Source organism: Lysobacter avium, assembly GCF_015209745.1.
GTDB lineage: Bacteria > Pseudomonadota > Gammaproteobacteria > Xanthomonadales > Xanthomonadaceae > Novilysobacter > Novilysobacter avium.
Genome location: NZ_CP063657.1, coordinates 2,068,965 through 2,093,063, shown reverse-complemented (window position 1 = coordinate 2,093,063; position 24,099 = coordinate 2,068,965). Strand labels below are relative to the sequence as shown.

The 24,099-nt window shown below is 66.7% G+C and carries 18 protein-coding genes and 5 tRNA genes; 16 read left to right on the top strand and 7 right to left on the bottom strand.

Going from position 1 to position 24,099, the window contains the following annotated elements; genetic code table 11:
• The first annotated feature begins 45 nt into the window (after nt 1–45).
• Complete coding sequence (locus tag INQ42_RS09455) at nt 46–966, top strand: cation diffusion facilitator family transporter (RefSeq protein WP_194034043.1); 921 nt, start codon at nt 46–48, stop codon at nt 964–966.
• A gap of 36 nt (nt 967–1,002) precedes the next feature.
• Here the strand turns inward: INQ42_RS09455 and INQ42_RS09450 are convergent, their stop codons facing one another.
• Nucleotides 1,003–1,860, bottom strand: a complete 858-nt coding sequence (locus INQ42_RS09450) for a 23S rRNA (adenine(2030)-N(6))-methyltransferase RlmJ (RefSeq protein ID WP_194034042.1) — start codon at nt 1,858–1,860, stop codon at nt 1,003–1,005.
• A 156-nt stretch (nt 1,861–2,016) separates the two neighbouring features.
• Here INQ42_RS09450 and INQ42_RS09445 point away from each other — a divergent pair, with 156 nt between their 5' ends.
• The 3 genes from INQ42_RS09445 (at nt 2,017) to mdoH (ending at nt 6,431) form a co-directional block, all read left to right on the top strand.
• Nucleotides 2,017–2,667, top strand: coding sequence for a GNAT family N-acetyltransferase (locus tag INQ42_RS09445; protein WP_194034041.1), 651 nt, complete (start codon nt 2,017–2,019; stop codon nt 2,665–2,667).
• 165 nt (nt 2,668–2,832) lie between these two features.
• On the top strand, nt 2,833–4,422 hold the full coding sequence (locus tag INQ42_RS09440) for a glucan biosynthesis protein (RefSeq protein WP_194034040.1): 1,590 nt from the start codon (nt 2,833–2,835) through the stop codon (nt 4,420–4,422).
• Nucleotides 4,423–4,505: 83 nt separating this feature from the next.
• On the top strand, nt 4,506–6,431 hold the full coding sequence (gene mdoH / locus INQ42_RS09435; RefSeq protein WP_407070810.1) for a glucans biosynthesis glucosyltransferase MdoH: 1,926 nt from the start codon (nt 4,506–4,508) through the stop codon (nt 6,429–6,431).
• Here mdoH and ppx read toward each other — a convergent pair.
• The 5 genes from ppx to INQ42_RS09410 all read right to left on the bottom strand — a co-directional run bounded on the left by ppx (nt 6,406) and on the right by INQ42_RS09410 (nt 13,932).
• Complete coding sequence (ppx, locus tag INQ42_RS09430) at nt 6,406–7,932, bottom strand: exopolyphosphatase (RefSeq protein WP_194034038.1); 1,527 nt, start codon at nt 7,930–7,932, stop codon at nt 6,406–6,408. The genes mdoH and ppx overlap by 26 nt on opposite strands.
• Before the next feature lie 14 nt (nt 7,933–7,946).
• Nucleotides 7,947–10,055 (bottom strand): polyphosphate kinase 1, encoded by a 2,109-nt coding sequence (ppk1, locus tag INQ42_RS09425; RefSeq protein ID WP_194035843.1) that lies wholly within the window; start codon nt 10,053–10,055, stop codon nt 7,947–7,949.
• Between the two features lie 65 nt (nt 10,056–10,120).
• A complete protein-coding gene (gene phoR / locus INQ42_RS09420; RefSeq protein ID WP_194034037.1) occupies nt 10,121–11,491 on the bottom strand; it encodes a phosphate regulon sensor histidine kinase PhoR in 1,371 nt (456 codons plus the stop codon).
• Between the two features lie 29 nt (nt 11,492–11,520).
• On the bottom strand, nt 11,521–12,228 hold the full coding sequence (gene phoB, locus INQ42_RS09415; protein ID WP_194034036.1) for a phosphate regulon transcriptional regulator PhoB: 708 nt from the start codon (nt 12,226–12,228) through the stop codon (nt 11,521–11,523).
• Between the two features lie 132 nt (nt 12,229–12,360).
• Nucleotides 12,361–13,932 carry a M48 family metalloprotease gene (locus INQ42_RS09410; RefSeq protein ID WP_407070763.1) on the bottom strand — a complete coding sequence of 524 codons (1,572 nt, stop codon included), beginning with the start codon at nt 13,930–13,932 and terminating at the stop codon, nt 12,361–12,363.
• Between the two features lie 267 nt (nt 13,933–14,199).
• On the opposite strand from INQ42_RS09410, the gene grxC reads away from it, so the two are divergent.
• From grxC to INQ42_RS09395, 3 genes are all read left to right on the top strand, one after another.
• Nucleotides 14,200–14,475 (top strand): glutaredoxin 3, encoded by a 276-nt coding sequence (grxC, locus tag INQ42_RS09405; RefSeq protein WP_194034034.1) that lies wholly within the window; start codon nt 14,200–14,202, stop codon nt 14,473–14,475.
• A gap of 62 nt (nt 14,476–14,537) precedes the next feature.
• Nucleotides 14,538–14,873 (top strand): carboxymuconolactone decarboxylase family protein, encoded by a 336-nt coding sequence (locus INQ42_RS09400; RefSeq protein ID WP_228064493.1) that lies wholly within the window; start codon nt 14,538–14,540, stop codon nt 14,871–14,873.
• A gap of 113 nt (nt 14,874–14,986) precedes the next feature.
• Entirely contained in the window at nt 14,987–15,994 is a 1,008-nt protein-coding gene (locus INQ42_RS09395; protein WP_194034033.1) for an isocitrate dehydrogenase, read from the top strand.
• Between the two features lie 136 nt (nt 15,995–16,130).
• Here the strand turns inward: INQ42_RS09395 and INQ42_RS09390 are convergent, their stop codons facing one another.
• Nucleotides 16,131–16,886, bottom strand: coding sequence for a Bax inhibitor-1/YccA family protein (locus tag INQ42_RS09390; protein ID WP_194034032.1), 756 nt, complete (start codon nt 16,884–16,886; stop codon nt 16,131–16,133).
• Between the two features lie 143 nt (nt 16,887–17,029).
• On the opposite strand from INQ42_RS09390, the gene INQ42_RS09385 reads away from it, so the two are divergent.
• The 9 genes from INQ42_RS09385 (at nt 17,030) to lon (ending at nt 24,031) form a co-directional block, all read left to right on the top strand.
• Nucleotides 17,030–17,106 (top strand) — tRNA-Pro (locus INQ42_RS09385).
• 33 nt (nt 17,107–17,139) lie between these two features.
• Nucleotides 17,140–17,216 (top strand) — tRNA-Arg (locus INQ42_RS09380).
• A gap of 61 nt (nt 17,217–17,277) precedes the next feature.
• Nucleotides 17,278–17,354, top strand: a tRNA-His gene (locus INQ42_RS09375).
• 39 nt (nt 17,355–17,393) lie between these two features.
• Nucleotides 17,394–17,469 (top strand) — tRNA-Lys (locus tag INQ42_RS09370).
• 99 nt (nt 17,470–17,568) lie between these two features.
• A tRNA-Leu gene (locus tag INQ42_RS09365) sits at nt 17,569–17,653 on the top strand.
• A gap of 178 nt (nt 17,654–17,831) precedes the next feature.
• The gene (gene tig / locus INQ42_RS09360) at nt 17,832–19,130 is read left to right on the top strand and encodes a trigger factor (RefSeq protein ID WP_194034031.1); all 1,299 of its coding nucleotides are present in this window, start codon (nt 17,832–17,834) and stop codon (nt 19,128–19,130) included.
• A 117-nt stretch (nt 19,131–19,247) separates the two neighbouring features.
• The gene (gene clpP / locus INQ42_RS09355; protein ID WP_193984070.1) at nt 19,248–19,874 is read left to right on the top strand and encodes an ATP-dependent Clp endopeptidase proteolytic subunit ClpP; all 627 of its coding nucleotides are present in this window, start codon (nt 19,248–19,250) and stop codon (nt 19,872–19,874) included.
• Between the two features lie 187 nt (nt 19,875–20,061).
• The gene (clpX, locus tag INQ42_RS09350; protein ID WP_194034030.1) at nt 20,062–21,354 is read left to right on the top strand and encodes an ATP-dependent Clp protease ATP-binding subunit ClpX; all 1,293 of its coding nucleotides are present in this window, start codon (nt 20,062–20,064) and stop codon (nt 21,352–21,354) included.
• 232 nt (nt 21,355–21,586) lie between these two features.
• Complete coding sequence (lon, locus tag INQ42_RS09345; RefSeq protein ID WP_194034029.1) at nt 21,587–24,031, top strand: endopeptidase La; 2,445 nt, start codon at nt 21,587–21,589, stop codon at nt 24,029–24,031.
• The last annotated feature ends 68 nt before the right edge of the window (nt 24,032–24,099 follow it).

Here is a 24,099-nt window from a genome sequence, read left to right as displayed (position 1 = left end):
CATTTGCCGGTGCTAGACTCGCGCTCCTTCAAGCGGAAAGACGCCATGTCCGGAAGTGGAGATTCGACCCGCGCAATCCTGTACGCCCTGTCTGCCAACTTCGCCATTGCCGTGGCCAAGGGCGCGGCGGCGTTCTTCACCGGCTCCAGCGCGATGCTGGCCGAGACCATCCACTCGCTGGCCGATTGCGGCAACCAGCTGTTGCTGCTCCTGGGGATGAAACAGGCCCGCCAGCCGGCGTCGCCGGAGTATCCGCTGGGCCACGGGCGCGAAGTGTACTTCTGGTCGTTCCTGGTCGCGGTGATGCTGTTCACCGTGGGCGGGATGTTTTCGCTCTACGAGGGCGTGCACAAACTGCGCGCGGGCGAAACAGAGCCCGGCAGCAGCCTGTGGTGGGCCGTGGCGGTGCTGATATTTGCGCTCATCGCCGAAGGCATTTCGCTGCGGACCTGCCTGCAGGAGGTGGACAAGTCGCGCGGCCATCGCAGCCTCTGGCGGTGGTTCCGGGAGAGCCGTCAAGCCGAGCTGGTGGTGATCTTCGGCGAGGACCTGGCCGCGCTGGTCGGACTGGCGTTTGCCCTGCTTGCCGTGCTGGCAACGATTATCACCGGCAACCCGGTGTGGGATGCGATCGGCACGCTGGGCATTGGCGCCCTGCTGATCGTGGTGGCTGTCCTGGTTGCGATCGAGATCAAGGCGATGCTGATCGGCCAGAGCGTGGACCCGGACCGGCAGCGGCAGATCCGCCAGTTCCTCGACGGCCGACCGGAAATCATCCGAGTGATCAGCCTGATCACCATGCAGCTGGGCAACGAGGCGATGGTTTCGGTGCAGGCGCACATGCGCGAGGAAAAGGACGTGCCGCTGCTGGTCGATCAGATCAACACGATCGAGCACGCCATGAAGGAGGCGTTTCCGGAAGTGCGCTGGAGCTTCTTTGAGCCGGACGTGCGCGCCGGCGTGTGAGCGCGGGTGCCCAGCGCGGGTGGCCAGTGGCTGGGCTCAGTCGGCCTGCTTCAGCCACTCGACCCGCCACGCCCCCCCGTTTCCGGCCAACGCCATCTGCAACAGCGGCAGCACCTCGCGCATCGTGGTGTCGAACTGCCATGGCGGATTGAGGATGAGCATGCCGCTGCCGTTCATCCGCAGCGGCGAGTCGTCCGGATGCAGCATGAGCTCGGCCAGCATCGATGATTTCACCGGCAGCGTCGCGGCGCGGCGGAAGAACTGGTTCAGCGACCGCCGCAGCTTGATCGGATACCAGACCGCGTAGCAGGCGGTAGGCCAGCGGGCCAGCGCATCGCGCACGGCGGCGATGATGGTGTCGAACTCCTGCAGCTGCGCCTCGTAAGGCGGGTCGATCAGCACCAGGCCGCGGTTGTAGCGCAGCTCGCCCAGGCGGGGCGGCAGCAGGGCCTTCATCGCCTCGTAGCCGTCGCGTGTGTGGGTGGCCACGCGCGGATCGCCGGCGAAGTTGGTCTTCAGCTGCGCGGCTTCTTCGGGCAACAGCTCGCACACCGCGATCCGGTCTTCCTCGCGCAGCGCGTGCGCGAGCAGCCATGGCGAGCCCGGGTAAGTGGTCGGCCCATGCTGCGCGCGGCAGGCCTTGACCGCGGCCAGATAGCGGCTGATCGCCGGATGCCGAGGGGCTTCGGCAATCAGCCGGCCAATGCCGGCCTCGGCTTCACCGGTGCGCTGGGCGGAGTTGCTGTCCAGCGCATACAGGCCGCGCCCGCCGTGGGTATCCAGGGCAAACAGCGGCGAGGGCTTTGCAAACAGCGCATCGCACACGGCCAGCGTGGTGATGTGTTTGAGGACATCGGCGTGGTTGCCGGCATGGAAAGCGTGGCGATAGTTCATCCGCACAGGGTATCGCGCTGGCAGAGCGGAACGCGGGGGAATATCCGATGGGACGGGGTTGTGAGGTTTCGAGGGCATGCGACGCCGAGGCAAAAACGCTTCTCGTGACCTACACTCCGCGTTGCCATCACCCGCGTGGACGATCATATGTCCGGCATGACACCTCTAACGGAGAGCCGCTCCCGCCACGATGGCCACCCCAGCCAGCGCAAGCTTGTGGTGCACTGCCTCACCGGCTCGGCCACGGCGACGGTGCTGGACGACATCGCACGATTGCGCGCGCGTGTCCTGAAGGCGTGGCCGGACCTGCACGATGGCGATGTTTCCGCCGAGCGGGCGCGGCTTGAACCTTGTGCGCTGTCTTGGCGCAGCATCGCCGTTGTGGGGATGGACGGGGACCAGACAGTCGGTGCAGCTCTGGGCTTTCCGCTCGAGGACGACCACGGCGCGATGCGCCAGGCGTTCGAACTTGCGGGGCGTGATGCCACCACCGCGTTCCTGCTCGCAGGCTCCGTCTTGCTGCCGGCCTATCGCGGCAGGCAGCTGGCGCACCGCTTCTTCAGCGAGCGCGAGAATCATGCACGCTCGCTGGGCGGTTTCGAGAGCACCGTTTTCGCGTCGGTCGAGCGGGACGACAACGATCCGCGGCGACCACCGTTCGGCCGCGGCAACGAGGCCTTCTGGAAGCGGCGCGGCTACATGCGCAATGAGGCGTTGATCCTCCCGCCGCCGGCAGGCCCGGCCAACGCGGGATTTCCGGCAGCGCGCCAGGCCGCATGGACGCGGCCGCTGGAGCGCGGTTACTAGTCCCCGGCAAGCGGTCTTCCCTCTGGCATAGAGGCGGGCCGCGCTCACAGCCGTACCCGGCAACCCGCAGCGACAGGCTGACTCCGGCCGGTCGTCGACGTCGTGTTGCCGAACATTAATGGGGGAGCGCCTAGGCTGGGCGCTTTTCCCTATTCCGGTATCCGTGTGGATCGTCGTGAACTGCTGATCGCGGGTCTGTCGCTGCCGTTGGCCGCGCTGGCCAGCCCGTTGCGAGCCTCGCGGCTGTCCTTGTTGCTGGACCAGGGCGTGCAGAAGGCCGCGGGTGCGGCAGACACGGTTTTCCGCCCTGAGACCGTGCCCGCCTTGGCACGCGCGTTGGCGGCGCGGGCTTTCCAGCCTCCCGTCAGTGACTTGCCGGACGCGCTGCGCGGCATCGCCTACGACGAGTACCGCGATATCCGCTTTGATCCGTCGCATTCCCTGTGGCGTGGAGAGGGTCGGCCGTTCCAGGCCCAGTTTTTCCACCGTGGCTTCCTCCACTTACAGCGCGTGGAAATCAACGAGGTGGCCGCCGGCATCGCCCGGCCGGTGGCCTACAGCCCGGACCTGTTCAGCTTCGGTGGGGCGGCGAAGCCACCCGACGACGCCGATCTGGGCTTTGCCGGTTTCCGACTGCATGCGCCGATCAACCGGCCCGACTACTTCGATGAGGTCTGCGCGTTCCTTGGCGCGAGCTATTTCCGTGCGGTCGGGCGCGGCCAACGCTACGGACTGTCCGCGCGCGGGCTGGCGTTGGGCACCGCCGATCCGGCCGGCGAGGAATTCCCGGTCTTCAAGGCGTTCTGGCTGGAACGCCCGGCGCCGGGTGCCGCGCAGATCCGCCTCCACGCCTTGATGGACAGTCCAAGCGCTGCGGCCGCCTTCGCCTTCGTGATCCATCCGGGCTCAGACACCGTGTTCGAGGTCAGCATGCGGCTCTACCCCCGGGTGGACCTGGCCCGGGCCGGCATTGCGCCCTTGACCAGCATGTTCCAGTTCGACGCGGGCGACCGGGTGGGGATTGACGACTACCGGGCGGCGGTGCACGACTCCGATGGCCTGGCCCTGTTGAACGGTGCCGGCGAGCAGCTGTGGCGACCGCTGCGCAATCCCGCCTCGGTGCAGGAGAGCCTGTTCCTGGACCGCCAACCGCGCGGGTTCGGCCTGATGCAGCGCAAGCGCGCATTCAACGACTACGGTGACAGCGAAGCGCGCTACGACCTGCGCCCCAGTGCATGGGTGGAACCGCAGGGCGACTGGGGCGAAGGCGCCGTGCACCTGTTCGAGCTCCCCACCGCTGACGAGTACCAAGACAACATCGTCGCTTTCTGGCGTCCTCGGAAACCGCTGGTAGCCGGCCGCGAGCATCGCTTTGACTACCGCCTGCACTGGTGCTACCGGCACCCCTGGAACCCCCCGTTGGCCCGGGTCGACGCCACTCGGGTGGGTGCCGTGGTGCCTGCGGGGCGCCTGCCGACAGCTGCTGCCGGCGCCGCCGCACGTCGGTTCGTCATCGATCTGGGCGGCGGCCGCCTTCAGGATGCTGTCGCTGCGCCCGAGCCACGCGCCGAAGTCCAAGCCAGCGCAGGCCGCGTTGCCAACGTCGTCGCCCAGCCGGGCGCAGTGGCTGGCACCTGGCGCATCACCTTCGAACTCGATCCCGGGAGCGAGCCCGTCATCGAGCTGCGCGCACGCTTGCTGGGCGCGGATGGATCCCCCCTTTCTGAAACCTGGTTGTACCGATGGACCGCATGAACAAGGCTTACTCCCCTACTGACCCGAATACGAAGCCGCGCAAAGCGTCTGGCGAAAGCCCGCTGCGTTCGGTGCACGCGGCCATGTTGCCGCCCGAGGCCGCGCTGGCAATGCCCGTGCAGTCGTTCGACGACGCCGCGCCCGCCGCCGCGCGCCTGGCCGGGTCGCCGCTGGACATCGTCTGGCGGCGCCTGATCGTCCTTGGCGGAACCGCCGGCCTGACCCTGCTGGCCACCTACCAGCTGTGGTGGGCGATGCGCGGCGGCGGTCACAGCGCGCTGGAGTGGCTCAGCCTGGTGTTGTTCGCGGCGTTGTTCGTCTGGGTCGCGCAGGGTTTCATGAGCGCGCTCGCCGGCTTTGCATTGATCGTCAACGGCTACCGCCGGCGCGACCGGCTGGGCGTGATCGATGCCGGTCCGCTGCCCGCGTTGACCACCCGGACCGCGTTGCTGATGCCGACCTACAACGAGGATCCCGAGCGGCTGATGGCCGGTCTGCAGTCGATCTGCGAATCCGTGCTGAAGACCCGCCGCGAAGACGCCTACGACTTCTTCGTGCTCAGCGACACCACCCGGCCCGAGGTGCAGCAGCGCGAGCTGGCCGCCTTCCACAGTCTGCGTGACGCGCTCGGCGGCCAGGTGCGCCTGTACTACCGGCATCGCCCGCAGAACATCGACCGCAAGGCCGGCAACATCGCCGAATGGGTGCGTCGCTTCGGCGCGGCCTACCCGCAGATGCTGATCCTGGATGCCGACAGCCTGATGACCGGCAAGGCCATCAACCGCCTGGCGGTGGCCATGGAGCGGCACCCGGAAGTCGGCCTCATCCAGACCCTGCCGGTGGTGGTGAACGGCAGCACGATCTTCGGCCGCATGCAGCAGTTTGCCGGCCGCGTGTACGGTCCGGTGCTGGCCCACGGCAACGCGTGGTGGCACGGCACCGAGGGCAACTACTGGGGCCACAACGCGATCATCCGCACCGCGGCATTCGCCTCCTGCGCCGGCCTGCCGGAGTTGCCGGGATCGCGACCGTTTGGCGGCAGCATCCTCAGCCACGATTTCGTCGAGGCCGCACTGCTGCGCTGCGGCGGCTGGGAGGTGCACCTGGTGCCCGCGCTGGGCGGCAGTTACGAGGAAGGCCCGCCGTCGCTGACGGACATGCTGGTGCGCGACCGGCGATGGTGCCAAGGCAACCTGCAGCACGGCGGCGTGATTCCGGCCAAGGGCCTGCACTGGGTGAGCCGTTGGCACCTGCTGACCGGCATCGGCCATTACATCACCGCGCCGCTTTGGGGAGCCCTGATGCTGATCGGGCTGGTGATGACGATGGCCAGCTCCGGCCTGCAGTGGGACTCGCTGGTGTTCCCGGTCATCGGCTCGGCGGCTGACTGGACCGGGCCCAAGGGCATGGAGCGGTTCTTCTGGGTGTTCATGCTCACCATGTCCCTGCTGTTGGGGCCGAAGTTGCTGGGCTTCATCCTTGCCCTGACCGATCCGTGGGCACGCCGAAGCTGTGGCGGCGCGCTGCGCCTGACCGCCGGCGTGCTGGCCGAGACGCTACTGACGACCCTTATGGCTCCAGTCACGATGTACGTGCAGTCGCGCGGAGTGATCGAGGTGCTCGCCGGCCGCGACTCGGGCTGGGAAAGCCAGCGCCGCGACGACGGCACGCTGACCCGCGCCGAGCTGTGGCAACGCTACGGCGGCGTCACCGTATGCGGCGTCGTAGGAGCGGCGTGGAGCTTCGCGGTATCGCCCTCGCTGATGCTGTGGATGGCGCCGGTGTTGCTGGGCCTGATGCTGTCGATGCCGATGGTGGCGCTCACCGCAGACCCCGAAGCGGGCAGACGGCTGCGTCGCTGGGGCATCTTCCTCACCCCCGAGGAAGTCTCGCCACCGCCGATCCTGACCCGGGTGCAGGGCCTGCGCGGCGGGCTGACGCAACCGGTGGCCGAGTCCGGCCACGAGGCGGGGGGCGCCGGCGTTATCGCGTCTGCAACCGCAGGCTGATTCCCAGCGGTGCGATCTTGGCCGGCTCGTCGTCAAGGTCGGCCTTCAACAGCGGGCGCGCATCGACCCAGCGCTCGTCGAGCGTCAGCGTGAGTCGATCACCGTCGACCTGGGCGTCCAGCCGCGGGATCGGGTCCGCCTCGTGCGCGCGATGGATCAGCACCGCCAGGCGCAGCAACGCGGCGGTGTGCCGCGCTGCCGGCAGCAATCGGTCCGGCAGCGCCTCGAAGACCTGTTTGGGAATCTTGCGCCGCTGGCTGCGGATCACTGCGGCAAGGAATTGCTGCTGCTGGCGCGAGAAGCCCGCGATGTCGGTGTGCTCGACCACGTAGGCCCCGTGCACGTGGTACTGGCTGTGGGCGATGGTCAGGCCGAGTTCGTGCAGCCGGGCCGCGCGGCTCAGCATCAGGCGGTCATCGATCTCCAGCTGCCACGCTCCGGCCACCTGGTCGAACAGGCGCAGCGCGGTTGCCTCCACCCGACCGGCCTGCAGCGTGTCGATCCCGTAGCGCTTCATCAACGCCAGCACGGAACTGTCGCGGGGGTCGTCATCGCCGCCGCGCTCGAGCATGTCGTAGAGGACGCCTTCGCGCAGCGCCGCCTTGCTCACCGCCATGCGCTCAAGCGCCAGCGCGTGGAAGGCCGCCTCCAGCACCAGCAGCCCGCCGGCGATGACCGGCCGCCGGTCCTCGGGCAGGCTGGGCAGGTCGATGGTGTCGATGCTGCGCGCGCGCAGTAGTTGGTCGCGCACCTGTGGCAGTGCGTCGGCGAGGACGGAACCCTTGGTCAGCTTCATCGCCGCGCAGACATCGCCGATCGCCTTGTTGGTGCCCGAGGTGCCGATGGCATCGTCCCAGCCCAGCTCGCGGTAGCGCGCGGCAAAGGGCTGGAACGAAGTGGCGACATCGGTCAGGGCGGCATTCCAGCGTTTGCGGCTGAGTTTGCCGTCGCTGAAATATTTGCGGGTGGTCGCCACGCAGCCCAGCTGGACACTCTCGCGCTCGATGGTGTCCAGGCCGCTGCCGATGATGCATTCGGTCGATCCGCCGCCGATGTCCAGCACCAGCCGCAGGCGCCCGCGTTTGGCCGGCTGGGTGTGGGCGACGCCCAGATAGATCAGGCGCGCTTCCTCGCGGCCGGCGACGACTTCGATGGCATGGCCGAGCGCGCTTTCGGCCGGCATCAGGAAGGCCTGCGGTGACGCCAGTTTGCGCACGGTATTGGTGGCGATCGCGCGCACCCGTTGCGGGGGGATGTCGCGGATGCGCTGGCCAAACCGGGAGAGGCAGGCGTAGGCACGCTGGCGCGCCTCCGCCGACAGGCCGCCGCGGGCATCCAGCCCGTCCGCCAGGCGCACGGTCTCGCGCAGGCGATCCACCACCCGCAGCTGGCCGAGCAGGTACTGCGCCACCACCATGTGGAAACTGTTGGACCCCAGGTCGATGGCGGCCAGCATTTCGCCCTCCTGCAATGGCAGCGGGGTCGGGAGGGGGTCGGTCATCGGGGGAGTTTCGATCATCCGCACAGTTTGGCCAACAACGATGCCTGGGCCGAATGCGGCAGGGCGTCGTCTGCGCGTTCAACCAGGCGGTAGCCGCCCCCGGGTTGCAGTTCCCAGGCGTTGAGGTTGTCGTCCAGGTAGTTCTTCAGCGCCTCGTCGAACACCCGCCTGGCGACCGCGGGGTCCAGGATCGGGAAGCAGGTCTCGACCCGGCGCAGCAGGTTGCGCTCCAGCCAGTCGGCACTCGCGCAGAACAGTTCCGGCGCGCCGTCGTTGGCGAACCAGTAGGCGCGGCTGTGCTCGAGGAAGCGGCCGACGATGGAGCGCACGCGGATGTTCTCGCTCACACCAGGTACGCCCGGCCGCAGGGTGCAGGCACCGCGGACGATCAGGTCGATTTCCACACCTGCTTGCGACGCGCGGTACAGCGCACGGATCACCTGCGGCTCATTGAGGGCGTTCATGCGCGCCACGATCCGGGCCGGACGCCCGGCCTCGGCGTGGGCCCGTTCGCGGTCGATCCGCTGCAGCATTCCCGCGTGCAGGGTGAACGGCGATTGCAGCAGGCGCTTGAGCGTCATCGACGGCGCCAGGCCGGACAGTTGCTGGAAGATCAGGTGGACGTCATTGCCGATCTCCGGATGGGCCGTCATCAGGCCCAGATCGGTGTACAGCCGCGCGGTGCCGGCATGGTAGTTGCCGGTGCCCATGTGCACGTAGCGGCGCAGCTTGCGCCCCTCGCGGCGCACCACCAGCATCATCTTGGCGTGGGTCTTGTAGCCCACCACGCCGTAGACGACCTGCACGCCGGCTTCCTGCATGCGGTCGGCGAAACCCAGGTTGGCCTCCTCGTCGAAGCGCGCTCGCAGTTCGACCACCGCGGTGACGTCCTTGCCGTTGCGCGCGGCGTTGATCAGCGCAGCCACGATCGCTGAATCCTTGCCCGACCGGTAGAGCGTCTGCTTGATCGCCAGTACGGCCGGGTCCTCGGCCGCCTGGCGCAACAGCTCCAGCACCGGGGTGAAGGCATCGAAGGGGTGGTGCAGCAGCACGTCGCCTGCGGCGATCGTCTCGAACATCCGGTCCATCCCGGGCAGCGCCCGCGGCTGGAACGGCGGGAACTTCAGGTCCGGGCGATCGACCAGGTCGTACACCTGGATGACGCGGTTGAGGTTGACCGGGCCCTTGATGCGGTACACCGCCTCGGGGGCGAGGGCGAACTTCTCCAGCAACAGGTTGACGATAGGTTCCGGGCACGCGTCGGCGATTTCCAGGCGGACCGCGCGCAGGTAGCCGCGGCCCGCGAGTTCATCGCGCAGCGCCAGGGCGATGTTGTCGACCTCCTCCTCATCGACGAACAATTCCGAGTTGCGGGTCACCCGGAACTGGTAGGCGCCCTGGACCTCCATCCCCGGGAACAGCTCATCGACGAAGCTCGAGAGGACCGCAGACAGGAACACGAAATCGTTGGGGCCGCCGCTGACACGCTCGGGCACCTGGATAATGCGCGACAGCGACCGCGGCGCCCGCACGATCGCCAGCCCGCCGCTGCGGCCGAACGCGTCGCGTCCCTTCAACACGACGACGATGTTGAGCGACTTGTTGAGGATCTTCGGGAACGGATGCGCGGGGTCCAGTCCCAGCGGCGACAGCACCGGCATGATCTCGTCGCGGAAATACGCGCGCAACCAGCGGGTCTGGCGCTTGCTCCAGCTGCCGCGGGCCAGCACGCGCACGCCGGCCTCGGCCATCTCCGGGCGAAGCAGCGTGTTCCAGCATTCGTACTGCGCCGCGACCAAAGCAGCGGCTTCGTCGTGGATGCGGGTCAGCAGGGCGGCGGGTGACAGGCCGTCGGGCGCCAGCGGTCCCCCCACATCCAGGGCGTGCTGGACGGCACCGGCCCGGATCTCGAAAAACTCGTCCAGGTTGGTGCAACTGATGCAGAGGAATTTCAGCCGCTCCAGCAGTGGCACCCCGGAGTCCTGCGCCTGTGCCAGCACGCGCACGTTGAAGGCCAGTTGCGACAACTCGCGGTTGAAGTAAAGGGAGGGATCATGCAGCGGACCAACGGCTTTGCTGTCGCTGTACAAACCGGCGTCCAGTGGCGCGTCGTCGGGCAGCATCTGCTCCAGCTCGACCTGCATCGGTGGCGGCGCAGACGAGGGCGGGGTCTGCCGTTCAGGGGCATTCATTGCATGGCCTCGCTGGGAGCGGGGTGACTGGCGTCGGGCTCAGGTGGACGGACCCGCGCAGCCGTGAAGTGACAGGAGAACATGCTGCCATCCCCGACCCGGCTGCGCACCTCGAGGCGCGCATGGTGCCGCTGCAGCACGTGCTTGACGATCGCCAGGCCGAGCCCGGTCCCGCCACTGGTGCGTGAGCGGCTGTTGGATACGCGGTAGAAGCGTTCGGTGAGCCGAGGCAGGTGCTCGGCGGCGATGCCCATGCCGCTGTCGATGACTTCCAGTACGACACCGCCCGCCTCTCCGGCCGGCCCGTCCTGGTGGCCGTCATCACGCCGGAACCGGATCAGCACCTGGCCGCCGTCGGGCGTATGCCGCACCGCATTGCCGACCAGGTTGGAGAACGCGCTGTGCAACTCGGCGGCCGATCCCCATAGATCGACGCCTGCCGTGTTTTCCACCACGATCCGGTGCCTGTCCTGGCCGAGCGCGAGACCTTCGCGGCGCAGCGTGTCGAGCAGGGGCGCCATCGGCACCCGCTCTTCGACCGGCGCACCGTCCGCGGACTCCAGCCGCGACAGCGCCAGCAGGTCCTCGACCAGCCTGGCCATGCGTTGCGACTGGCGCTGCATCTCGCCCAGCATCGGTGACAGGGCGCGGTGCTCGTCTGGATCGATCATGTCCAGGTAGCCGTGGATCACCGTCAGTGGCGTGCGCAGTTCGTGGGAGACGTTGGCCACGAAGTCCCGACGCATATGCTCCAGCTGGAGCAGTCGGGTGACGTCGCGTGCCACCAGCAGCCACAGGTTCTCCGAGTAGGGGATCAGGCGCACGCTCAGGCGGATGGCCGGGCTGACCGGTGAGGCGACCTCGATGGTGTCGGCGTGGCGGCCACTGGCGAGCCATTGCGCCATGGGCAAGGGGTGCAGGCGTGGGACCAGTGGCGCGCCGACATCGGCCGGATAATGCAGTCCGAGCAGCTTCGCCCCGGCCTGGTTGAACCAGCGGATGCGCTGGCTGTTGCGCTCCACCACCACGACCGCATCGGGCAACGCGGCCGCCGCCGCCCGGTAGGCCCGCAGCATCTCCAGCAGACGCCGCTTGCGCAGCCGGCGCTCGCGCTGGTCGCGATCGTGCAGGCGCTCCAGTTCGTCCCAGACCCCCGGCTTTCCGGCAAGCCGGGGCCAGCGGCGCGCGCCGAGACGGTGGAGTACACGGCCCAGTTGCCAGTGTTGCCAGCCCAGCATCGCCAGAGCTGCCAGCGCCAGTACGGGCCAGAAGTGCCCTGCGACGATGCCGAGCGCGCCCGCGATCACGAGACCGGCGGCGGTCAGGCCAAGGGTGCGCAGCCAGGCGTTGCGGGCATCGGGAGTCATGGCCCAGTATCCAACAGGTCCCGCGCGGCTCAGGTGGTGGGGGCGGCGGAGAAGCGGTAGCCCACGCCGCGCACGGTCTGGATCATGCCGTCGAGCGCGAACGGCTCCAGCGCCCGGCGCACCCGGCGCACATGCACGTCCACGGTCCGCTCCTCCACGTAAACGCTGCCGCCCCAGACGTGATCCAGCAGCTGGGGGCGGGAATACACACGGTCGGCGTGGGTCATGAAGAAATGCAGCAGGCGGTACTCGGCCGGTCCGATCGCGACCGCTTGCTCATTGCCCGGATCACCGGCGAACACCCGGTGGGCAGCGCCATCCATGCGCAGGGCACCGATCCGGATGCTGCCGTCTTCGTCGTCCTCGCGCGCGCGGCGCAGCACCGCGCGGATCCGCGCCAGCAACTCGCGGGTGGAGAACGGCTTGACCACGTAGTCATCGACACCCGCCTCCAGGCCGCCCACCCGGTCGTCCTCCTCGCCGCGCGCGGTGAGCATGATGATCGGGATGTCGCGGGTCAGCGCGTTCCGACGCCAGCGCCGGGCCAGTTCGATGCCGCTGGTGCCAGGCAGCATCCAGTCCAGCAGGATCAGGTCGGGCACGCGGTCGGCAATGGCCAGCTCCGCCTCCTGTGCATCGCCCGCCGTCACCGGTTCGTAGTCGCTGCGCGATACGGCGAAGGCGACCATGTCGCGGATGGCCGGCTCGTCTTCGACAATCAGGATGCGTTTTTGCAAGGAAAGCTCGAATGCCTCGAGAGGGTAGGGCGGGAATCGCCGCGATCCGGCTGCTTCCGGTTTGGGCAGTACACCACGGCTTCATGACCGGTTGATGACAGCGCCGAAAACGCACGCCGCTCGCCGCTCAGGCTAGCGCCGTTCCAGTACCTCGTCGCGGATGCCCTGACGATGCAGCTCCAGCACCGTGGGCGTGATCCGGGCGATGCGCGCTTCGATCCGGGCCCGTGCGTAATAGTCCACCTCCGGGCGCTTCTTCAGCACGTTCAACTGCACGAGCGCCTGTTCGGCGCGGCCGCTCAGGAACGCCGCCTCCGCGTAGGCCTCGCCAGCGCGGATCGGCTCACCGGCGATTTCGCTGGCGCGCGCAAAACTGCGCTGGAACTCGGGATCACTCCCGGATTGGCCGGCCAGCGGACGCAGCACTGCCTGGGCGCGCTTGCCCGATTCCAGGTCGTCGCGTTCCAGCAGCGCGGAGGCGTAGGTCAGGACCACGGCGCGATTGCGCGGCAGTCGCTGCACCAGCGCCTCGAATCGCGTATCGGCGGTCGCCTTCCGACCGCTGCGCGACTCCGCCTCCGCCAACCCCAGGTTGATCCACAGGTCTGTCGGGCGATCGTTGAGCAACGCCTGCAGGAGCTTTACCGACGCGGAGGTCTGTCCCGCGCGCAGGCGTGCGATTGCCAACCCGTAGCGCTGTGCCTCATCGAGCTGCCCACGGGCGGCAATCTGCTCGTACTCGCGAATGGCTGCGGTAGGCGATTCGGCACTGAACACGCGCAGGCGCTCGCGGGCCAGGTCGAAGTGTCCGGTGCCCTGGGCGTCACTGGCCTGGATGGTCAGCCCATTGGGCAGCAGCGGGTTGTCGGTCGCAATCGAGCCGGCCCGGAACGAACGACCGCCCGCACCCAGCCGCTCGGCGCGCTCCTTGGCCTCGCTGATACGGGTCGTGGTGACCGGGTGGGTCATCAGGTAGTCGGGGATGTCGTAGGCACCGGCGGCGTTGGCCCGCGAGCGCGCCTGCATGACCAGGAAAAAGTCGGCCATCGCACCGGCGTCGTAGCCGGCGCGGGCGAGGGTCTGCATGCCGATGCGGTCGGCCTCGTGCTCATTGGATCGCGTGTAGTTGATCTGGCGCTGCTGGGCCAGGCCCATCGCCGACATGATCGCCGCCTGGGTGGCCTCCCCAGAGGAGCTGCCGCCCGCGGCCTGCGCGGCGACGATGGCGCCCAGCATGCCCAGCAGGAGCGGGAGCTGGTCTTTTTGAGCACGCTCGGCGCCCCGCAGCACGTGCTGCTGGGTGACGTGGGATATCTCGTGGGCCATCACCCCGGCGACCTCGTCCTCGCGATCGGCCGCCAGCACTAACCCGGCGTTCACCCCGATGTAGCCGCCGAGGGTGGCAAAGGCGTTGATCTGGCGCTCGCGCAGCATGAAGAAGGTGAACGGCTGCGTCGGGCGATCACTGCTCGCACCCAGGCGACTGCCCAGCGCATCCAGCCAGCTGTCGATCAACGGGTCTTCCAGGATGTAGTCGTAATGACGCAACTGCGCCAGCAGCATCGCCCCGTATTCCTCCTGCTGGCCCGGGGTGAGCAGTTCGCCGGCGGACGAACCGATGTCGGGCAGCGAGTCCTGCGCGGGCGCGCACACGCTCGCCAGGGCAAAGGTGAGGGCGGTGGTTAGCAAGACGATGCGGCGCAAGTGAGGCTCCTGGTGCCGGTGCTGCAAGGGTGGCGCGGTGGGTGGAGGATGGTCGCTGCGGTGGCGCGGCGGGTTAATTGCCGGTTAACCGGTCGAGCGGGGCAGCTCGGAGACGGGCGCGGCGAGCATTAGAATGGAATTTGGCCCGCGGCGGACCCATGTAGGCAGACGACCGACCGAGATGCGCCGACAAGCACCCACCGGCGCGTGGTCGACCGTGTAGTTGGACCGCCAACCGCCCCCCGAGTTCACCGCAGGAGAGACGAATTGAATTCCACCACCACTCCCGAGATCCTGATCTATACCAGCGCAACCTGTCCGTATTGCGTCGCCGCAGCCAACTTCCTCAAAAGCAAGGGCTTGCAGTGGCGTGAGATCCGCGTGGACCAGGACCCCGCCGAGCGCGAGAAGATGGTCGCCCTCGCCAAGCGCACCAGCGTGCCGCAGATCTTCGTCGGCGACACCCACGTGGGCGGTTTCGACGACATGATGGCCATGCATCGCGCCGGCAAGTTCGAGCCCTTGCTGGAAGGCGCGCAGTGAGCGAGCCGGGCGACCGGCTGGGAAGCGGAGAGGCCGAGGGTTTCGCCGACTTCCGCCAGCGCATGAACGACCGCATCCTGGCCGAACCCAACCAGGTAGTGCGGCGCTTCTTCGCCCTCGACACGCAGACCTACAAGGCCGGCGCGCTCGACGTGAAGACCAAGGAATTGCTCGGCCTGGTCGCCTCGATGGTGCTGCGCTGCGATGACTGCATCAGTTACCACGTCGGCCAGTGCCATCAGGCCGGTGCCACGCGCGAGGAGCTGTTCGAGACGTTCTCGGTCGGCCTGGTGGTCGGCGGGTCGATCGTGATCCCGCATCTGCGCCGCGCGGTCGACTTCCTCGACCAGCTCGAGCAGGGCAAGGGAACGGCACCGCCGGTGCATGACCACAGCTGACTTTCCGTCCGCGCCGGCCTGCAGGCCGGCCGGCGATCCGGCATAATTACGGGGCTAACCCTTCGGCGCCGCGCAGCACGCAGCGCGCTCCCCCAGCTGGAAGAGAATCCCACATGACTCAGACGATTACGGTCATCCATGGCGACGGCATCGGCCCGGAAATCATGGATGCAACGCTCCACGTGCTCGATGCGATGAAGCTCGACCTGGAGTACGAATTTGCCGACGCCGGCATGGTCGCGATGGAAAAGACCGGCGAGCTGCTGCCGGCCGCGACCATGGATTCCATCCGCAAGAACCGGATTGCCTTGAAGAGCCCGCTGACGACGCCGGTGGGCGGTGGCTTCTCATCGATCAACGTCGAGCTGCGCAAGCGCTTCGACCTGTACGCCAACGTGCGTCCGGCGAAGTCCTTTCCCAACACGCTCACGCGTTTCCCGGCTGACGTGGACGTGATCACCGTGCGCGAGAACACCGAAGGCGCCTACAGCGCCGAAGGCCAGGAAACGGCCGCCGACGGCCAGAGCGCGATCTCCATCACGCGGACGACCCGCAAGGGCTCCGAGCGCATCGTCCGCTACGCCTTCGACCTGGCGCGCGCGGCCGGCCGCAAGAAGGTTACCGTCGTGCACAAGGCCAACATCCTCAAGTCCACCTCGGGCCTGTTCCTGAAGACCGCGCGCGAGGTTGCCGCGCTGTATCCGGACATCGAGTGCGAGGAGATGATCGTCGACAACGCGTGCATGCAGCTGGTGATGCGCCCCGAGCAGTTCGACGTGCTGGTGACGACCAATCTTTTCGGCGACATCATCTCCGACCTGTGTGCCGGCCTGATCGGCGGCCTGGGACTGATCCCGGGCGCCAATATCGGCGCCGATGCCGCGATCTTCGAAGCAGTTCACGGTACGGCGCCGGACATCGCCGGCCAGGGCAAGGCCAACCCGTGCGCGCTGTTGCTGGGCGCCGCGCAGATGCTCGACCATCTCGGCAAGCCCGCCGATGCGACCCGCCTGCGCGAGGCGATCGTGGCGACCCTGGAAGCCAAGGACAGCCTCACCGGCGACCTGGGCGGCACCGGTACCACGATGGGCTTTGCCAAGGCGATCGCCAGCCGGGTCTGACCTGGAAAACTGTTTACGTCCGCTGATGGTATTTCGGACCCGACGGAGCGCCACTGGCGCTCCGTTTTTTTTGCTGGATAGAACGCAAAAAAAGGGCGCCGAAGCGCCCTTTTCGTGACTCGTGCGGGCTCAGGCCTCAGCGCGACTGCAGCTTGGACAGCAGGCGCAGGAACTCGATGTACAGCCACACCAGGGTGACCATCAAGCCAAACGCGCCGTACCACTCCATGTGCTTGGGCGCGCCCTTGGCCACTGCGTTCTCGATGAAGTCGAAGTCCAGCACCAGATTGAGGGAGGCCACCACGACCACCACCAGGCTGAAGCCGATCCCGACCATGCCCGACTCGTGGATCATCGGGATGTTCACGCCGAAGAACCCCATCACGATGCTGGCCAGGTAGACCAGGAAAATGCCGCCGGTTGCGGCCACCACGCCGAGCTTGAACTTCTCGGTCACCTTGATCATCCCGCTGCGGTATGCAAACAGCATCGCGAAAAGCGTGGCAAAGGTCAGCAGCACCGCCTGCATCACGATGCCTTCGTACATGTGGTTGAACATCGCCGAGATGGCACCGAGGAAGAAGCCTTCCAGCAGCGCATACAGCGGCGCGGTGATCGGCGCCCACTCCTTCTTGAAGATGGTGGCAAACGCGAGCACCAGGCCGCCGATCAGCCCGCCCCACATGTAGGGAGCTGCGCCGACGATGCCGGCCGGGGTGGAGACCTGGCTCCAGGCGAAAGCGGCGGTGAGGACGCAAAGCAACAACAGCATGCCGGTCTTGTTGACCGTGCCATTGAGGGTCATCACGTCATTGCCGCCGCGCACGACGGTGCCGCTGTTGATGTCCAGGAAGCTGGACTCCTTCAACGCCGGATTGCTGCTGCGAATCATGCAAGCCCCCTGGGCAGAATTGGATGTCTGCGCTCGAGGATACACCGCAGCCGCAGGTTTGCTGCTGAACCGTTGACAGCACCGGGGCACGGGGCCAGAATGGTCGGCCTTTCGCGGCATTGGCGTGCAACGAAGGCCCGGATCGGGGCATAGCGCAGTCTGGTAGCGCATCTGGTTTGGGACCAGAGGGTCGGGGGTTCGAATCCCTCTGCCCCGACCAACAAGTTCCACGGCGTCGGTATGATTTCCACAGGCGCCCGTAGCTCAACCGGATAGAGCACTAGCCTTCTAAGCCAGTGGTTGCAGGTTCGAGTCCTGCCGGGCGCGCCAGTCACCCGCATGTTTTGGATATGATCCTGCTGTCGTTTTGCCTGTTGTGGTTTTGCCTGTGGTGGATGTAGCTCAGCTGGTTAGAGCATCGGATTGTGATTCCGAGGGTCGCGGGTTCGAGTCCCGTCTTCCACCCCAATTTTTTCAGGGATTGTGCTGTACAATTCCGCGTGTTCCGGGCCGTTAGCTCAGTTGGTAGAGCAGTTGACTCTTAATCAATAGGTCGATGGTTCGAATCCATCACGGCCCACCAGATAGAACGGGTGCCAGGGATCAGTCCCCGGCGCCCTTTTTATTGCCTGGCACCCGCGTTCGCCCCTATCCTGCGATCGCCGTGGCCATGTGACAGCAAGCGAAAGTGGCGGAATTGGTAGACGCCCTGGCTTTAGGTGCCAGTGCCGCAAGGCGTGGGGGTTCGAGTCCCCCCTTTCGCACCATCGTGGCCCCGGGCGCGGCCGAAGGGACTTCGCAGGTGCCGGGAAAAGACTGGCAGCCGGGGGCGTAATCCGCCAGACTATCGCGTTCACCCGCGCCGGGCCCGGGCTCGCCGTGGTCTGCCTGGCCCAACATCAAATCAACGTGCCGTCGGTGTTCGCCGCGGTTGCAGGAGTGGATATGCAAGTTTCGGTCGAATCGCTCGGTGCCCTTGAACGCCGCATGACCTTCAACCTCCCGTCGGACCGCTACCAGAGTGAAGTCGGTGGCCGTTTGCGCGAGATCTCGCGCACGGCGCGGATCAAGGGCTTCCGTCCCGGACGCATCCCGCCCAAGGTCATCGAGCAGCGCTTCGGTCAGCAGGTCCGCGCCGAAGTCCTCGACGCACTCGTGCGCGACAGCTTCGGCAACGCGGTGCGCGAGCAGTCGCTGAAGATCGCCGGCAGCCCGGCCATCGAGCCGGCCAGCGACAACGCTGACGAACTGGCCTACGTGGCGACCTTCGAGGTCGTGCCTGACTTTGGCGATATCGACGTGTCCGGCCTGAAGATCGTCCGCAACACCTCCGAGGTGAAGGACGCCGACATCGACACCATGGTCGAGAACCTGCGACTGCAGCGCCGCAGCTGGAACGAAGTCGAGCGCGGCGCCCAGGACGGCGACGCGGTGGAGCTGGAGACCTTCTCCACGGTCGAGGGCGAGCGCATGCCGGCCGAAGGCGCCGAGCGCGGCACCACGGTGATCGGCTCCGGCGGCATGCTGCCGGCCATCGAGGCCGAGCTGAAGGGCATGAAGGCGGGCGATGAGAAGGAAGTCGATGTCCAGTTCCCGGCCGATTGGCGCGTGCCCGCGCTGGCGGGCAAGACCGTCGTGGTCAACCTGAAGGTCGGCAAGGTGTCCGAGCCGCATCTGCCCGAGGTGGACGCCGGGTTCATCAAGAGTTTCGGCATCCGCAGCGGCGATGTCGAACAGTTCCGCTCCGATATCCGCAGCAATCTGGAGCGCGAGCTGAAGGGCGCCCTGATGAGCCGCCTGCGCCGCGAGGTCAGCGAGCAGCTGGTCGCGGCCTACGCCGAGGTGGAAATGCCGCCGAAGCTGGTCGAGAACGAGGCCCGTGACATGGCTGCGCAGGCCGTTGAACAGGCCCGTCGCCAAGGTCGCAACGCCGAGCTTTCCGCCGACGCGCATGTGCAGTTCATGGACAGCGCCCGCAAGCGCGTGCTGGTCGGCCTGCTGGTGGGTGAAGTGGCCCGCAGCAACGACCTCAAGCTCGATCCAAAGCGGGTCAACGAGACCCTGAACCTGATTGCCTCCACCTACGAGGAACCCGAGCAGGTCATCGAGCTCTACCGCAATGACCAGGACCTGATGCGCGGCCTGCAGGGGCGTGTCATGGAAGAGCAGGTGATCGACTGGATCGCCGAGCGCGCCGAGCACACCGAGCAGCCGCTCGAGTTCGCCGACGCCATCCGTCAGTAGTCGATCCGGCTTGCCGGTTTCCGCCTCATGCGGGCTCCGGCGGCCCTTGCGTCGCGGCCCGGTCGACCCCACGTTGATTGGGTCAGCCCATGCAATGCCAGCCAAGGTGCCGTTTTGATGGATAAGCAAACAAAAGCCCTGAACCTCGTGCCGATGGTGGTCGAACAGACCAGCCGTGGTGAGCGCGCGTACGACATCTACTCGCGCCTGCTCAAGGAGCGGGTGATCTTCCTGGTTGGTCCCATCGACGACCACGTGGCCAATGTGATCGTGGCCCAGATGCTCTTCCTCGAGGCGGAAAATCCCGAGAAGGACATCAGCCTCTATATCAACTCGCCCGGCGGCGTGGTCACCGCCGGCATGGCGATCTACGACACCATGCAGTACATCCGGCCCGACGTGAGCACGATCTGCGTCGGCCAGGCGGCGTCCATGGGCGCGCTGTTGCTGGCGTCGGGCGCGAAGGGCAAGCGTTATGCGTTGCCCAATTCGCGGGTGATGATCCATCAGCCGCTCGGCGGCTTCCAGGGCCAGGCCACCGACATCGAGATCCACGCCCGCGAGATCCTCGCATTGAAGCAGCGCCTCAACGAGGTGTTGTCGCGCCACACCGGCCAGCCGCTGGAGACGATCGCGCGCGATACCGACCGCGACAACTTCAAGGGTGCCGAGGCGGCACGCGACTACGGGCTGGTCGACGAGGTGCTCGAGCGCCGACCCGAAGAGTCGATCCAGGCGAGCTGACACCGGCGCCGAGTGGATACTAGGCGATTTCTCGCAACGTACTGATTTCAAACGGTATTAGGCGGCGGGCCCGTGACTTTCCGGGCCCGCCCGCTGTGCTACCCTCAAACCAAACCACGCAGGAACCCATTGTCCCGGACAGGCGTTCCCGGGGCTGTGTTTCAGCCAAGACGATCCAGGCAAGCGCATGACCGATGACCGACAGGGCCGCACCAGCGGCGACAGCAACAAGATCCTCTACTGCTCCTTCTGCGGGAAGAGCCAACACGAGGTGCGCAAGCTGATTGCCGGTCCGAGCGTATTCATCTGCGATGAGTGCGTCGAGCTGTGCAACGACATCATCCGCGAGGAACTGGAGGAGAAGGCGCAGTCCGCCCGCAGCCACCTGCCCAAACCGCGCGAGATCCTCGCCGTGCTTGACGAATACGTGATCGGCCAGGCGCGGGCGAAGAAGACGCTCGCCGTGGCGGTCTACAACCACTACAAGCGCATCGAGAGCCGCCAGAAGAGTGACGACATCGAGCTGGCGAAGTCCAACATCCTGATGGTCGGCCCGACCGGCTCGGGCAAGACGCTGCTGGCCGAGACGCTGGCGCGCATGCTCAATGTGCCCTTCACCATGGCCGATGCGACCACGCTGACCGAGGCCGGCTATGTCGGCGAGGACGTGGAAAACATCATCCAGAAGCTGTTGCAGAAGTGCGACTACGACGTCGAGAAGGCGCAGCAGGGCATTGTGTACATCGACGAGATCGACAAGATCTCGCGCAAGTCCGACAACCCGTCCATCACCCGTGACGTGTCGGGCGAGGGCGTGCAGCAGGCCCTGTTGAAGCTGATCGAGGGCACCGTCGCCAGTGTGCCGCCGCAGGGCGGTCGCAAGCACCCGCAGCAGGAGTTCCTGCAGGTCGATACGCGCAATATCCTGTTCATCGTCGGTGGCGCATTCGCCGGCCTGGACAAGATCATCCAGCAGCGCAGCACCGAGGCCGGCGGCATCGGTTTCGGCGCCAAGGTGAAGAGCAGCGACCGCAAGGTCGACATTGGCACCGTGCTGGCCGAGGTGGAGCCCGAGGATCTGGTCAAGTTCGGCCTGATCCCCGAGTTCGTCGGCCGGCTGCCGGTGGTCGCCACGCTGGAGGAACTGGATGAGGCGGCGCTGGTAACCATCCTCACCGAGCCCAGGAACGCCATCACCAAGCAGTTCCGCAAGCTGTTCGAAATGGAGGACGTCGAGCTGGAGTTCCGGCCCGACGCGCTGGTCGCCATTGCCCGCAAGGCGCTCAAGCGCAAGACCGGCGCCCGCGGTCTGCGCACCATTGTCGAGTCGGTGCTGCTGGACACCATGTACGAGCTGCCATCGCTGGAGAATGTCAGCAAGGTGGTCGTGGACGAGTCGGTCATCGAGCACAAGACCGAGCCGTACCTGATCTACGAGGCACCGGCGGCAGCGCCGCAGAAGGCGGCGTCGGGGGACTGAGTCAAGGTGTAGCGGGTTGCGACCGTTTGAGCGACACCGATCAGCCACTTGCCCGCGCAAGTGGCTGATTTCGTTTCGGCCAGCGACTTCCAGCCTGCGCCAGATGAACAACGCGCTTGCAACCCCTCACTGCGGCCCCCATAAATCAAGGCATGGCCGGCGTTCCCGGCACCTTCCTTTTTTTCGCGGCCCCGCCTTGTGCGGGCGACCGCATGAACGACCGGAGTTCCAAATGACCAAATCCACAGAGCGCGTGACGACCGAGGAGGGGCCACTGGATCTGCCGGTGTTGCCGCTGCGCGATGTCGTCGTGTTCCCGCACATGGTGATCCCCCTGTTCGTGGGCCGCGACAAGTCGATCCGTGCACTCGAGGCGGCGATGGAAGGCGACAAGCAGATCCTGCTGGTCGCCCAGAAAGCCGCCGAGACCGATGATCCGGGTGCCGACGACCTGTTCGAGGTCGGTACGCTCTCCCACGTCCTGCAACTGCTGAAGCTGCCCGACGGGACCATCAAGGTGCTGGTGGAAGGTGTATCGCGGGCCAAGGTCGACCAGGTGGTCGAGACCGATGGCGCGCTGCGCGGACGGGCGCAGGAGATCCCGGCCGAAGTCGATCGCGAGGAGCGCGAGATCGAGGCCGTCATGCGTTCGCTGATGACCCTGTTCGAGCAGTACATCAAGACCAACCGCAAGCTGCCGCCGGAGCTGATGCAGACGCTGTCGGGCATCGATGAGCCCGGCCGCCTGGCCGATACGGTGGCGGCGCACCTGGGCGTGCGCATCTCCGACAAGCAGCGCCTGCTGGAGACCCACGGCATCGGCGCGCGCCTGGAGCAGCTGATCGGCCTGGTGGACGGCGAGATCGACGTCCAGCAGCTCGAGAAGCGCATCCGTGGCCGGGTCAAGGGCCAGATGGAGAAGAGCCAGCGCGAGTACTACCTCAACGAGCAGATGAAGGCGATCCAGAAGGAGCTGGGCGAGATCGATGACATGCCCAATGACATCGAGGAGCTGACCCGCAAGATCGCCGAGGCCGGCATGCCCAAACCGGTGGAGGCCAAGGCCAAGAGCGAGCTGAACAAGCTCAAGCAGATGTCGCCGATGTCGGCGGAGGCCGCGGTGGTGCGCAACTACCTGGACTGGCTGCTGGGCGTGCCATGGAAGAAGCGCAGCAAGGTGCGCAAGGACCTGAAGGCGGCCCAGGACGTGCTCGACGCGGACCACTACGGGCTGGAGAAGGTCAAGGAGCGCATCCTCGAGTACCTCGCCGTGCAGACCCGCGTGAAGCAGATGAAGGGCGCGATCCTGTGCCTGGTCGGCCCGCCCGGCGTGGGCAAGACCTCGCTGGGGCAGTCGATCGCCAAGGCGACCAACCGCAAGTTCGTGCGCATGTCGCTGGGCGGCGTGCGTGATGAGGCCGAGATCCGTGGCCACCGCCGCACCTACGTGGGATCCATGCCGGGCCGGGTGGTACAGAACCTGACCAAGGCCGGGACCCGCAACCCCCTGTTCATGCTCGATGAGATCGACAAGATGTCGATGGATTTCCGCGGTGATCCCTCGTCCGCGCTGCTGGAGGTGCTGGACCCGGAGCAGAACAACGCCTTCAACGACCATTACCTGGAGGTCGATCTGGACCTGAGCGAAGTGATGTTCGTCGCCACCGCCAACTCGCTCAACATCCCCGGCCCGTTGCTGGACCGGATGGAAGTGATCCGGATCCCGGGCTACACCGAGGACGAGAAGGTGAATATCGCGATGCGATACCTCTTGCCCAAGCAGCTCAAGGCCAACGGGCTCAAGCCCGGGGAGCTGAAGATTGCCGAGGCGGCGGTGCACGACATCGTGCGCTATTACACCCGTGAGGCGGGGGTGCGGAACCTGGAGCGCGAGATCGCCAAGATCTGCCGCAAGGTGGTCAAGGAAATCGCCCTTGCCGGACCCCAGCCGAAGGCACGCAAGGCACCGCTGGCGGTCACCAGCAAGAACCTGGACAAGTACCTGGGCGTGCGTCGCTTCGACTTCGGCCGTGCCGAGGAACAGAACGAGATCGGCCTGGTCACCGGCCTGGCCTGGACGGAAGTGGGCGGCGAGCTGCTGCAGGTCGAGTCAACGCTGGTGCCTGGCAAGGGCCAGTTGCTGCTGACCGGTCAACTGGGCGACGTAATGAAGGAATCCGCCTCCGCTGCCCTGTCGGTGGTGCGCGCGCGTACCGAACAGCTGGGCATCGATCTTGGATTTCTGGAAAAGCACGACGTCCACGTCCACGTTCCCGAGGGTGCCACGCCCAAGGACGGACCCAGTGCCGGCATCGCGATGGTGACCGCGCTCGTGTCCACCTTGACCAAGAACCCGGTTCGCGCCGAGGTTGCCATGACCGGGGAGATCACCCTGCGCGGTCGCGTGCTTCCCATCGGTGGCCTGAAGGAAAAGCTCCTTGCGGCGCTGCGCGGCGGGATCACCACGGTGGTCATCCCGGAGGAAAACAAGAAGGATCTGGTCGATCTTCCCAAGGCGGTGACCGATGGGTTGAAAATCGTCCCGGCCCGCTGGATCGACGAGGTGCTCGACATCGCCCTGGAACGCCCGCTGACGCCGTTGGCGCCGGCCGGGCAGGCCGACCTGCCGGCACCTCGCAAGGGCGAGCGCAGCGCGCGTGCCGGGGTCAAGCACTGATCGCGGCAAGAGCAGTCGAAAACCGCAAAATACGGCTGAAACCCGCGTCGTTGCTGGGTTTCAGTCTT